Below are 12,633 nucleotides of genomic sequence, written 5' to 3' on the forward strand. Positions count from 1 at the left end.
AAAGAGATCACGCTCAATATGATGTTCACCAGCGTCTTGGCCGCAAGATAATCGCCAATCCGGCCGTTGATATCGCGGATTATCATCTCAGTCCGCGCGGCATTTTCCGGGTCTTTCATTGCGACGGACAGCTTGGCGGCGAAACCACCACGTTCGGCCAGAAGGAAGGCGGAGTAGACAATCACCAGAAAAAGCGACGCACCGATGCTGGTGACGTTCAGCAACGCGGTGTTGATGATCTTTTGCACGGAAAGCCGACCGAATGTGGCATCGCGGATCGTCTGCCAGTCAGGGCGCTCGTTTACGCCGAGCGTGTCGGCGGCCTGTGCCACCAAGCGTTCAATGTTCACTTGATATGTCGGGGCTTCGCGCAATATCTGGGTGATTGTGTTCACCACAACGCCGGTAAGGGCTAGAACCGCCGCCGCAAATATCAGCAACACGAGAATCCGCCGCAGCGATTTCGGAAACCGTCGGATTACCGGCAAACGTCCAAGCGCCTCCGACGCATTGACAAGGACGTAGACAGCAATCACCGAAGCCAGAATTGGCAGCAGGACGGGTTTGCCGACGACCAGCAAAAAGCCCGCCAGAACGACCAGTAAGGCAGCGTTGACCAACACGGTAAGCGGAGGCGAGTCGGAAGTCATGCCGTGGTTTCCTGTTATTCGCGTGGGCCGTTCTGTTTGCGCATCATTGCCTTCTTTTAGGGCGGTGACAATCATCGCGCCAATTGTAAGGACAGAACCGACAGTTATAGCAACTGATAGACTCAGCGATAGTTACGGATGCAGATTTGAAGGCCCAAAAGCCTTGCGTGAGATTGGTGATGCGCTTGATAATTAGAGGGCTGCTCGATGATATTCCTCAGATATTTGACCTGTAATATCGGAACAGTCCGCCCTGTGTCGGTGCATGGGACATCATGCCGTTACATAGCGCCCCGGCTGCCGTCCACCCTTGAAAATCCGCGGGACGATACCCATATATCAAGCATGATGAAGTTCAGCTTTCATAAGAGGTTCCCGGTCGTGTCGGGAAAACGACTGAACCGCCAGTAACCCCAGGCGGACATAGCGGCTACGCTTGTCTTTGCTCTGGGGTTTTTCTGATCTCTCACCATCAAACCGATTTAGGCCGAAGGGCCAGTGCGGATCGTGCATGACGTGCGAGCATGCACGGCCACGACTGCTTTGTCGCCCGATATCTTCGAACTGGAGAAACGCATGTCCATTCATCTGATAAACCAACCGAACGCCACCTCGATTCAGCAAGAGCCATCAAACGACGATGTGGGTCGTTTTCACCGCTGGCTTCTCGCGGCCACCAGGGAGTGGCAACGCAACAGAACGAACGCAGTGCTAAAGGGCCTGGATGATAGAACACTTGCAGACATCGGGATCCAGCGAAGTGACATTCCCGACCTAGCCGCTTCGCTCGCCACACACGCGTTGGCTATGTCACCAGCCGCAAAGGCCATGCGCGTCGAAGACGTTAAGAAAGGTGCATATCTGGAAGCGGCGTGACCCAAGCCAGTGTCTGACCACTGCGGGACCGTAATGCTGCCCTCAAACATTGAACACGATGAACTGATCACAAGGAGCCGTTCCAATGATGATTTGCAATGCCGACTTCGATGAACTGTTTGACCCGGTGGATCAATCAAATCGCCGCACTGGAATTGGCAGTGGGGAAGCCGAGGCCCGTGTGGCTGTTTTTCCGTTCAATGATCCAGAGGCAACACAGGCAAACATCGCACAGTCCGCGATGCTTGCCGCCGCGGTCATGGGTGCGGCATGGTCGATGGTCGAAACGATATCGCGGATGTAGACCTGACGCATAGTCGCTGCTCAGAAACGCTGAACTGCCCGGCTGCGAATACATCCGCACGCGCACCCCCTATCAACACCAAGTAACGGCACGGCGGCCGACATACTTTTCAGAATGGGAGACACCATGACAACAACTTTGAAACAGATCTCGAGAAATGAGACCGCAAACCCCGGCATTCATAATGCCATGCCTGTGGTGGATGCTTTGGCGGATGTGCTAAATGAAACGTATTCCCTCATCATAAAAAGCCACACCTACCACTGGAACGTGACAGGCCCGCAGTTCTTTGCGGTTCATAGTGTGACGGAAGAGCAATACACCAACATGTTCGCCGCCGCAGACGTGATCGCGGAGCGCATCAGGGCCTTGGGCGAAATGGCATCTGTCAACTTGGCGAGCCAGAGCAAAACCTTGGGCGAAGCGCCCACTGCGGATGCCATGCTCGAGGATCTTTTGTCTGATCACGAAAAGCTGGTGCGTAGTTTGCACACGCTCGTAGACCTGGCGGAAGACGCAAAAGACCCGGTGACAGCAGATCTTGCGACGGAACGCGCTGGCTTTCATGAAAAGGCAGCATGGATACTGCGGTCAATGGCCGCCTAAGACCCAGCGTTGCGTCACAAAATTATCCAGCCCTGGTTTTACCGGGGCTTTTTTTTGAGGAGAAAAGCCTAATTTTCGCAAGGCCACTCTCACAGCCCCAAAACAACTGACGCGATGGAGAAATAGATCAAAACGCCCATACCATCCGAAATCGTCGTAACCAATGGCCCGCTTGCCGTTGCCGGATCAAGCCGCAGGCGGCTAAGAAGAAACGGCAGCGACATGCCGACAAGACTGCCAATAATCACAACCACAAACATCGTCAGCCCAACCGTCAATGCAATCTCTGGCCCACCACGCAACGCACCTACAGGAAAGACCACGAGCGCCATGGTCGCACCAAGCGCCGCCGCAACAATAAGTTCGCGCAAGATCAGGTCACGCCAATCCTTCAGTTCCACATCTCCGGTTGCCAGCGCCCGCACCATCAGCGTTGCCGATTGTGACCCGGCATTGCCGCTGCTGTCGATCAGCAACGGCAGAAAGAACACCAAAGAGACATAGGCCAGGATCATATCTTCAAAATAGGCAATACCTGCGCCTGAAAAGAGATTGCCGAAAATCAAAAGGGCCAGCCAAACGATCCGCTTGGAATACAGCACCCTGATTCCGGCCTGCCGCAGGCTTTGTGTGAACGGTAAAACCGTTGAAATCTTCTGGAAATCCTCTGTCATTTCCGCTTGCATCGCATCTGTCGCGTCATCATGCGTAACGATACCCACAACCCGCCCATCTGCCTCAATTACTGGAACAGCAAAAAGGTCATATTGTGCAATCATCTTGGCTACGTCTTCACGGTCCGTTGTCGGCGTGACCGTTTTCAGCGCCTTGTCCATGAAGTTGCTGATGGGTGTAGCTTCATCCGCCAATATCAGTTCATGCAACCGGACCGACCCTATCAGGCGGCGGTCACCATCAAGAACATAGGACCGATAGATCGTCTCTCTGCCGGGCCCCATGCAACGTAGAGCGTCAATGGCCTGTGCTGCGGTCATCCCGGCTTCGAGTACCGCGTAATCCGTTGTCATTATCGCGCCGGCGCTGCCCTCTGGATACGCAGAAAGGCTGCGGATATTCTCGCAATCTTCTTGTTTCAGATCGTGGATCAGTTGGTGCTGTGCTGCCCGAGGGAGCAGATTGAAAAGATCCGCGCGGTCGTCCGCGTCCATCTGCGCAACCATCTCGGCGAAATCATTTGGAGTCAGTGCTTGCGCCAAATCAACCTGCCGATCCCGCGCGAGATGGGCAAAAACTTTTGCGCGCCGGGGCAGAGGTATGTCTGCAAGATGGCCAGATGCCTGTGCAACAGGTAACTGGTTCAGCCAAACGGCAAGGTCGAAAGGATGGGCGGACTGGAAGAAGTCTGAGATATCCGCTGCCATAGCAGCAATTTCCGGTGGTTCATTTTCAGTCATATCCAACACGCCTATCCGTTGCTCAGGGTCTCACTGCCAGAATTGTCTGAGGTCAGCTCCTACGCCATATTCGTTCGTATCCACGCCTCGCGCCGACTCGGCGTACATACTGAGCAGCGGGAGAAATACGTGCCTCTGCCCGATATAACACCCATCGCAATGGCCCTTGATCCGCGCACGGACCCGAACCCAGAGAAGACGTAGAGTTCATTATCCTAACTGCCGCGCATTCAACCTGTTTCATCGCCGCGAAGACGCGCGGTTAGCGGAGCTTTTCCCCGCCAAGACCAAATTGCGGCGTCATAGTTTATGCGGCTTTTCTTGAAGCGAGTGCAGCGCCGTCTTGATCTTCTTTAGAAGTTCTGAACGATCGTCTCCCTCCATGCCTTGTTCCGGACTGCGCATGAGCGCTTTCTTGTCGTCACGCCATTGTTCCAGCATTTTGACTTTCGCATCATGCCTCAAGCTTTCGTCGGGCAACAGGTCCGAAGGGGATTTTTATGTTCCGAGATATACCAAAACAGTTCTCCTTGGGATGGCTGCCCGAAAAGGGGCGCTTCGACTACATCAAGACCAGATCGGAACCGCCCCCTGCCATGCATTGCCGCGGCGTCTAGCGGCTCCAATTCAACCTTGCGTCAGACCATTGAGACGACATTCACATGTATTGCGCCTGTAACGCTCATCGCTTTGGTCCGCCTTGGTTCCTACAATATTATCTAACGGTAAGAACGGGACAAGTCGCATGTGACGTTAGTTTTTGCGAAACGCTTCCTTGCAGCAGACCGCGCAGGGCCCCCAGACCCCGGCTTCCGGAGACGATCAGATCAATGCCGTTTTCAGCAGCATATTTTAGGATCGCTTGCGTGGCGTCGCCCAACAGGATTTCGGTTGAATCCGCTTTGCGTCCACCTTCCTCGGCCCAAGCACCAGCCTGATCCAAAACCGTTTTCCCTTGCTTCGCGAGTAAATCGCGCGTCGGCAGTACATCCAGCATCCCACTACCCAAAGTCAGAGTTTCAACTTCAATTTGTGGTGCGTGTACCAAGTGCAAGGCCGCGTCATACTTTTTCGCAAGATCACTCGCATAACGGACAGCGTTTCTTGATTGGTCAGAGCCATCAACCGCAACCAAAATTTTTGTAAACATGATTTTCCCCTTTGAACTTCATAGTTTCTTGGAACATTCAGCCTTGGCAGAGGCCGTTGACTTTCACACTAGGCCACGCCGAAATCTTAAACAACATATTCCGGACTGACCTACAAAGCGCCCGCACTACCGAAGAATATCGCCCGATTTGTGGCCAGGCTTCTAACGCATCTCCCGCATCAATTCGGACCAATGAAGGCAGTATCTGGCCGCATATTCGGTCGAATATCAGTCTGGAAAATCGGCCCCGAGTTGCCACCAACCTATCCAATCATTTGGGTTTAAGCTTTGCTGCTGCATCGGCGACTGTGTTCTTCATTCTAGGTAAAGCAGCTTCGGTATCGCATTCCACAGTGACACTGCCCGCACCTCTGAGTGCGTGGGATTGTGGCTGAGGATATTGGGTGACGCAGTGTCCCGTGTTAAATGCCGCCCTGCGACCGTGGGTAGGCCGACCCATCGCACCGCGAGATTAGGCCCGAAATGCCCATGCGAAGACAGCGCCACATTGCCCTGCAACGTGGAAAGCCGCGCAGTCAGACGGCTGGTTCGGTTCGCATACTGCTCCGGGATTTCGCCATTCGGGCAGCCGCTCTTGAACGGTTTCCAGTCTGGCTGCGTTCGGTGAATGTCGCGTGACCGTTTCCGTTCCTAAGCGCCATAGTCCCCTTCGGCGAGATCAGGCTCGGTGTCGGTATCTCGGCTCTGCGCGGCCAGTTCATATGTGCGTCGGGCGTGCGGCATCGGGCTGGTTAGCACATAGGAGAATTTAAGCTGGCCAAGCAGCGGCGTCAGAGCCTTCGCCTCTGCCTCGCCATGAGGAAAGAACGGAATGAACCAGAGGTATATTTCCGCCGCGCGTTTTCCCCTCAGACCATGGAATGGCAATCAGCATGGTGGTCGCGCTTTCGGTCCTGATCGCGTTCATGGCTCCGGCTGCGCTGGTCGCGTTGTTCATGACGTTCAGTGCGGTCGACAAGCTGATCAACGGCGAAGCTGCGGAACGGCAGGCATACGTCGCACTTCTTCGACCATTTAAGAATGTTCAGTCCCACGGTTGGTCCGGATCTGGCAGCGGGATCGCCTGTAGCAACTCGCGCGTATAGGCGGCTTTGGGGGATGTGAAAAGTTCCGCAGTTTCGGCATCCTCCACAATCAAGCCCTGATGCAGAACGATGATGCGGCTGCACAAACGCCGGATGACGGATAGGTCATGGCTGATGAAGGCCAGCGTCAGACCGAGTTCCCGGACAAGATCTTCCAGCAGGTTCAGCACCTGCGCCTGCGATGAGACATCAAGGCCCGACACAATCTCATCCGCGAGAATGAAATCAGGGCGTAACGCAATTGCCCGCGCGATGCCGACACGCTGGCGCTGCCCGCCAGACAATTCATGCGGATAGCGGTGGGCAAAGCCACGCGGCAGGCCAACCATGTCCAGCGCCTCGTCGACGCGACTTCGCAGCCCGTCCAATCCGTGCAGCCGCAGCGGCCCACCGATGATCCCGTCAACACGGCGGCGCGGGTTCAGCGATGACATCGGATCTTGAAAGATCATCTGAAAGCGTCGCCGCATCGGGCGCAACTGGACCTCATCCGTATGGGTGATGTCGGTGCCATCAAAGACAATGCTGCCCGCCGTCGGCTCCAGCAGCCGCAACATGACGCGGCCCAGCGTTGACTTGCCAGACCCGGACCCCCCTACAATGCCCAACACGGCACCCTTCGGCACGTCAAACGTCAAGCTCTTCAAAATTTCAATGCGCGGTGCGGCCCCCAAAAGCGGCTTGCGGGTCATGTCGGGCAGTGACAGATGCAGATTTTCGATACGATACATCATGCGCGCCACCGCCGGTCATGCTGGACAACTTCCCGTTCCACAGCATCAATCACCGATTGCGGAACCGGCATCAGGCTGCCTGTCGGATTGGTATAAGTCGGCGTCGCGGCCAACAATGCGCGAGAGTATGGATGCACGGGTCGGCAGAAAAACCGCCGCATCTGTGCATCCTCCACCACTTTGCCCGCATAAAGAACGGAAAGCGCATCGCAGACCTTTGACACCACACCAAGATCATGCGTGACGAACAGCAGGGCAGAGCCGTGCCGCGCCTGCATGTCAGCAATCAAACGCAGGATTTGCTTTTGCACCGTGACATCCAGCGCTGTCGTCGGCTCATCCGCGATGATCAGTTTTGGCTTGGCGGCAAAGGCCGAGGCGATCAGAATGCGTTGCCGCATCCCGCCCGACAACTCGTGTGGATAGTTCCGCATCACACGGGCCGGGTCGGCAATTTGCACCTCCTCCAGCAGTTCCAGCGCGCGGGCCTGTGCATCGGCCTTGGTCCAACCCAGTATATCCACCAGCCGCCGTGTGATTTGCGGCCCGATCCGGCGGGTGGGGTTGAGGGCGGTCAGCGGGTCTTGCGGAATCAGTGCTGCCGTGGCCCCGATGCGCTTGCGGCGCTGCGCGGGTGGGATGGACAGAAGGTCGACACCGTCCAGCCAAATCTCACCGCCTGTAATCTGCAAGGCGCGGGGCAAGGTGCCCAACACGGATTTCCCGATCATCGACTTGCCAGCCCCGGATTCGCCGACCAACCCATGCACTTTTCCCACCGCTACATCCAGCGAGACATTCCGCAGGATAAGCCCGCCGTTTTTCAACGCGACAGACAGATTGCGGATGCTCAAAAACGGCCTCATCGCAGCACCGGGTCAAAGCGATCTTTCAAACCCTCACCCAACTGGCTGAAGCTGAGCACGGTCAAAAACAGTGTGATCAGAGGGAACACCAGCACCCACCACGCCTGATGCACAGACGTGCGCCCTTCCGAGATCATGCCACCCCATGTTGGCGCATCCGTAGAGATCGAGAGGTTTACGAATGACAGAATTGCCTCAACAATCACCGCAATCCCCATTTCCAACGTCAGAAGGGCGACGATGGTGGGCAGGACGTTTGGCAGAATCTCGGTCAGCATCGTGCCAAACCGTGTGCGACCCGCGACTTGGGCGGAGGCGACGTAATCCATCGCGCCCTGCCCCATCGCCTCCGCTCGGATCACGCGGGCAAAGCGGGTCCAGTCGATGATAACAATGGCGAGAATGATAGAGGTGAGGCCGGTGCCGATGACCGCAATCAGCAGAATGGCGAACAGCACCGGCGGAAAGGCCATCCAGATATCGACAAAGCGGCTGATAATCCGATCGGGCCAGCCGCGATAGTAACCCGCAATCAGGCCCAGACTGGCCCCAATGATGCAGGTCAATGTGCCGGCCACCAGCGCCACGATCAAGGCCAGTCGTGCGCCGTAAAGCATCCGCGACAACACATCACGCCCCAGCGAATCCGTGCCAAGCCAGAACCCCGGTTCAGTGCCGCTTTCCCAAAACGGCGGCAGGCGGCCCGAGAACAAATCCTGCGCCAATGGGTCTTGTGGGGCAATGAGAGGCGCGAAAATCGCAGCACAGGCCAAAATCAACAGCCAGCCGCCGGAAAGCCAAAGCCTGAGGCCAATGGGCTGGCGCCTGTTCCCGCGCGCATCACGCATGGCGCAGCCGCGGGTTCAAAACGACATAAAGCATGTCGACCACCAGATTGACCAAGGTGAACAGCAAAGCAAACAGGATCACGATGCCTTGGATCAAGGGCAAATCCCGGTTGATCACGGCGTCGATGGCCATGTTGCCGAGACCTTCATAGGAAAACAGCCGCTCAATAATCACCGTGCCGCCAATCAGAAAAGTGAACTGTACCCCCACCAGCGTCAGCGTCGGCAAAACCGCATTAGGCAATGCTTCATGGATAATGACACTGTGTTCGGAATAGCCTCTGGTGCGGGCAAGCGTGACGTAATCGAGATGCATGGTTTCCTTCAGGCTTTGCTTGAGCAGTTGCGCGATGATCGCAGCCAGCGGAATGGCCAGCGCGAGGGCGGGCATCAGCATATGGCCAAGCAGATCGCCGATCACATCGAACCGCAGGCGCAGAATTGCCTCAAACAGATAGAAATTGGTGCTGAAATCAATGTTCAGTGCAGGGGAAATCCGACCAGAAATATTGAAGATCGGCCAAAGCACCCCGAAAAGAAGAATAAGCACCAAGCCCCACAGAAAATCCGGAATCGACAGTGCCATGCCCGCGCCGATATCGACAGCGCCTTCGGCTTTGGTGCCGCGATAGCGGGTGCCAAGCAAGGCCATGGCCCCGCCGAGCAGGACGGCAATTGTGAGCGCCATGATGCTCAACTCCAACGTTGCGGGCAGACGGTTAAGCACCAATTCGGACACGGGTTGGCGCAAGGAAATTGATGTGCCGAAATCGCCCTGCACCACATCCCCCAGCCAGATCAGGAATTGCTGGAAGATGGATTTGTCAAAGCCGTATTGCGCCTGCAATCTGGCGATATCCGCGTCTGTCGCACCGGGGGGCAGCATCATTGCGATGGGGTTGCCGGGGACAACACGGATCACCACAAAAACAATCACCGCCACGCCGAACAGCGTGATGGCGGTGCTGATAAGCCGCATCAGGAAAGAACGTAAAAGGGCCATGATGTTCCGGGACTGGACCGGCAGGCAGGGTGCAAAGCCCGCCCGCCGGTCGTGGCTGCGATTAAGAACGTGTCATCAGATAGGGCAAAAGCGCGCCGGAGTGATGCGGCGTGACCTTGACCCCACTGACCGACAGGATTGGCTGCACATATTGCAACAGCGGGATCACCTCGGCATCCTCCGCGATCCAAGCGTCGACCTTTTTCCAACCCTCGATCCGCTTGGCTTCGTCCTTTTCGCCCCAAAGCGGCAGGATCATATCAAAGGTTTCCTTACCGTCCCAAACCGAATGCGGCGAAGGCCCGAACATCGCAAACCCGGTTGAGGTGGTCGGGTCGCCGACCGCATTGCCCCAGTTGTAGAACGCCATTGGCGCAAGCTGATCGGCGGCGCGCAATTCATAGTGCTTGGCGATTTCATAAACCTCAATCTCGGCCTCAATCCCGACCTTGCGCCAGAGCCCGACAATGGCCTGTATCATCTCATAATCCTTGGGTTTGAAACCCTTGGTGGTCTGGATCGTGAATTTGACGGGTTTGTCAGTGGAATAGCCGGAATCCGCCAGCAGCTTTTTTGAAAGCTCGGGGTCGTAGGGAACCTTGATCGACGGGTCGTAGGCAACATAATCCGGCGTTTGCAGCGTGTCGATGGCCACGCCGTAACCCGATAGAAGACGATCAATAATCAACTGCTTGTCGATGGCATGGGCAGCTGCCTTGCGCACATTCGGGTCCAGCATCACGTCGATATCATTGATGAAAATCATTCCGATGTCAGAGATCGGCGTTGCCACCCCGTCAATCCCGTCCTTGGCTTTCAGGCGGTCAAACTCCTCATACGGCACTTCAAGCGTGACATGTGAGTTTCCGCTTTCAATCTCGGCGACACGAGACGCCGCATCGGTCACGAATTTGATCGTCACCGTTTTGAACTCCGGCGCGCCGCCCCAGTAATTTTCATTGGCTTTCAGGCGCACAAAGGCGTTTCGCTCAAACTTTTCGACCATATAGGGACCAGAACCGATGGGAGCCGCTTCAAACCCTTCGGCGCCGACTTCCTCATAGTATTTTTTTGGCAGGACATAGCCGGTCAGGAACGACATCCACTTGAAGAACGTCGGTTCATATTCAACCACGTCGGCGGTCACGCGGTTGCCTTCGGCTTTGACATTGGCGACTTTGCCCCAGATGAACTGGATCGGGTTGCCAGTGTCAGGGTTGCCCGCACGGGTCAGCGACCAGGCCACATCCTCGGCGGTCAACGGGTCGCCGTTGTGCCACGTCACACCTTCGCGCACGTCCATCCAGATCTGGCTTTGGTCATCGTTCCAGCCGTAATCGGTGATGATGCCTTTGCCAAAACTCAGGTCGGGGTTTTGCGGGATATAAAGGTCAAAGACCGATTGATAAAATCCTTGAATCGTCGGGTTCACCGCAGAGGGGCCGACCGTCGGGTCCCAACTGGGCAAGGTGACGTTATAGGCGATGACCAATTCGTCAATCGCTTGCGCGAATGAGGGCAGGCCGACAGTGGCAAAAGCCGCTGCCGCGACGCTGGTTTTCAGCAGGCTTCTTCTGGATAATTTCATTGCATTCTCCCTGTTTGCATTATTTTCCGGCAAGTTTTTTGGCCAGCAATGTGCCGGGTCCGGCCCCGGCACCACCCCCCGGCCAAACCGCGGCACCGGTATGGTAAAGCCGCTGGATGGGGGTGGTGCCGTCCGCATAGCCACGCGCGGGACGGAACATGAAATGCTGGTGCAGATGGTGACTGCCGCAAACCTGATCACCGCCGACAAGATTGGGATTGTCGGCCTCCAGCATATTCGGTGTCACGATATGTTGGCCAAGGATTTTGGCGCGGGTGCCGGGGGCGTGACGCTCCAGAATGTCCAGCGCGCGATTGGCAAAGGGTTTGGCGGCGGTTTTCCATTCCGTCGCAGCGATTTCGCCTTTCGCATCGCCTTTGATCGTTCCGGGTGCCATGCGAACCTGAAGCCAAAGGATGTGTTTGCCGTCCGGCGCGCGCGTAGGGTCAATCGCCGTGGGTTGGCCGACGATCACCACGGGTTCATCCGGCAGCAACCCGGCCTGCGCCTGCGCATAGGTGCGGGCCATCATATCCATCGAGGGCGCAAGGTTGACATAGGCGAATTGCTGCAACTCCGCGCCGGCTGACCAGTCGGGCAAGGCGTCCATCGCCAGATGAATCATCATCGTGCCGGGGGCGTGGGTGAATTTGCGCATCGCGTCTTCATAGCGCAGATCGTCGGTGCCGCCGGTCAGTTTCAGCAATGCGGCAGGCGTGACATTGGCGATCACCGCTTTCGCTGCGCGGATATTTCGCCCATCGGCCAATGTGATGCTGGTGGCGGCCCCGCCTGCGGTTTCAATCGCCGCGACCGGGGCATTGCAGATCACCGAACCACCGCGCGCCTCGATCATTGCGACCATTGCCTTGATCACCGTATTGGCCCCGTTCTTTCCCAACACCATGCCATGCGCTTGTCCGGCCATGCCTTCAAGCCAAGGAAACAGCGCGCCGCCCGCCACATCGGGGGCAAAATCCAGGTGCATCCCCCACGCGGCAAGCATTGCCTTAAGCCCGTCTGATGCGAACTCACCGTCAAGCCATGCGCGAGGCGAGGAGAGGAGGAAGTTTATCAAATCCGCACTGCCGCCTGTTCCCAAACCGCGCCAGCCTTTCCAGCCCAGCTTGGCAAGGCCGCGCGCTGACATCGGGCTGCCCAGAATGGCGAACACCATATCGGCGCGGGCCGGGAATTCATCGCTTAAGCGTTGCCACGCTTGCGCGTCCGCCTCACCAGCAAAGCTCCGGATGCGGTTAAGGTTCTGGGCGCTGTCTTTGCTGATGCCCAGCCATGTGCCATTATCGAAAGAACTGGCGAAGGGATGATCGGTTGGCACAAACTCCAAGCCGTATTTGGCAAGCTCGGCCCCGTGCTCCCGCATGAAAGCGGAGCCAGCAAATTGCGACATATTCATTGCGGCCCAGTCGTGCCGGAAGCCGGGCAAGGTGTATTCCCCGGTCTTGACCGCGCCGCCCGGTTCCGGG

12 protein-coding genes and 1 pseudogene are annotated in these 12,633 nt (G+C 56.7%); 3 read left to right on the plus strand and 10 right to left on the minus strand.

What is annotated here, in order from left to right; genetic code table 11:
* Positions 1-650 (minus strand): AI-2E family transporter (locus L0H65_RS06020; protein WP_301457935.1); only part of this gene is annotated, 650 nt, incomplete at its 3' end.
* A gap of 576 nt (positions 651-1,226) precedes the next feature.
* Between L0H65_RS06020 and L0H65_RS06025 the strand changes: the two genes are divergently transcribed.
* The 3 genes from L0H65_RS06025 (at position 1,227) to L0H65_RS06035 (ending at position 2,436) form a co-directional block, all read left to right on the plus strand.
* The gene (locus L0H65_RS06025) at positions 1,227-1,526 is read left to right on the plus strand and encodes a DUF1127 domain-containing protein (RefSeq protein ID WP_301457936.1); all 300 of its coding nucleotides are present in this window, start codon (positions 1,227-1,229) and stop codon (positions 1,524-1,526) included.
* Between the two features lie 85 nt (positions 1,527-1,611).
* The gene (locus L0H65_RS06030) at positions 1,612-1,830 is read left to right on the plus strand and encodes a hypothetical protein (RefSeq protein WP_301457937.1); all 219 of its coding nucleotides are present in this window, start codon (positions 1,612-1,614) and stop codon (positions 1,828-1,830) included.
* A 126-nt stretch (positions 1,831-1,956) separates the two neighbouring features.
* Entirely contained in the window at positions 1,957-2,436 is a 480-nt protein-coding gene (locus L0H65_RS06035) for a Dps family protein (protein ID WP_301457938.1), read from the plus strand.
* Between the two features lie 89 nt (positions 2,437-2,525).
* On the opposite strand, the gene mgtE is transcribed toward L0H65_RS06035, so the two are convergent.
* The 9 genes and pseudogenes from mgtE to L0H65_RS06080 form a co-directional block, all read right to left on the minus strand.
* Complete coding sequence (gene mgtE / locus L0H65_RS06040) at positions 2,526-3,851, minus strand: magnesium transporter (RefSeq protein WP_301457939.1); 1,326 nt, start codon at positions 3,849-3,851, stop codon at positions 2,526-2,528.
* 715 nt (positions 3,852-4,566) lie between these two features.
* Positions 4,567-5,001 carry a universal stress protein gene (locus L0H65_RS06045; protein WP_301457940.1) on the minus strand — a complete coding sequence of 145 codons (435 nt, stop codon included), beginning with the start codon at positions 4,999-5,001 and terminating at the stop codon, positions 4,567-4,569.
* 315 nt (positions 5,002-5,316) lie between these two features.
* Positions 5,317-5,889: pseudogene (locus L0H65_RS06050) on the minus strand (histidine phosphatase family protein).
* Between the two features lie 157 nt (positions 5,890-6,046).
* Complete coding sequence (locus L0H65_RS06055) at positions 6,047-6,838, minus strand: ATP-binding cassette domain-containing protein (RefSeq protein WP_301457941.1); 792 nt, start codon at positions 6,836-6,838, stop codon at positions 6,047-6,049.
* Positions 6,838-7,695: an ABC transporter ATP-binding protein gene (locus L0H65_RS06060; protein ID WP_301457942.1), complete on the minus strand. Its 858-nt coding sequence runs from the start codon at positions 7,693-7,695 to the stop codon at positions 6,838-6,840. The genes L0H65_RS06055 and L0H65_RS06060 overlap by 1 nt, the downstream gene beginning before the upstream one ends.
* 8 nt (positions 7,696-7,703) lie before the next feature.
* The gene (locus L0H65_RS06065; RefSeq protein WP_301457943.1) at positions 7,704-8,555 is read right to left on the minus strand and encodes an ABC transporter permease; all 852 of its coding nucleotides are present in this window, start codon (positions 8,553-8,555) and stop codon (positions 7,704-7,706) included.
* Entirely contained in the window at positions 8,548-9,558 is a 1,011-nt protein-coding gene (locus L0H65_RS06070; protein WP_301457944.1) for an ABC transporter permease, read from the minus strand. Before L0H65_RS06070 ends, L0H65_RS06065 begins: the two co-directional genes overlap by 8 nt.
* A 61-nt stretch (positions 9,559-9,619) precedes the next feature.
* Positions 9,620-11,146: an ABC transporter substrate-binding protein gene (locus L0H65_RS06075; protein WP_301457945.1), complete on the minus strand. Its 1,527-nt coding sequence runs from the start codon at positions 11,144-11,146 to the stop codon at positions 9,620-9,622.
* A gap of 19 nt (positions 11,147-11,165) precedes the next feature.
* Positions 11,166-12,633 (minus strand): NAD(P)/FAD-dependent oxidoreductase (locus L0H65_RS06080; protein WP_301457946.1); only part of this gene is annotated, 1,468 nt, incomplete at its 5' end.

Origin of the sequence: Pseudorhodobacter sp., from assembly GCF_030452865.1 — a bacterium.
In the GTDB taxonomy this organism is placed as follows: domain Bacteria; phylum Pseudomonadota; class Alphaproteobacteria; order Rhodobacterales; family Rhodobacteraceae; genus Pseudorhodobacter.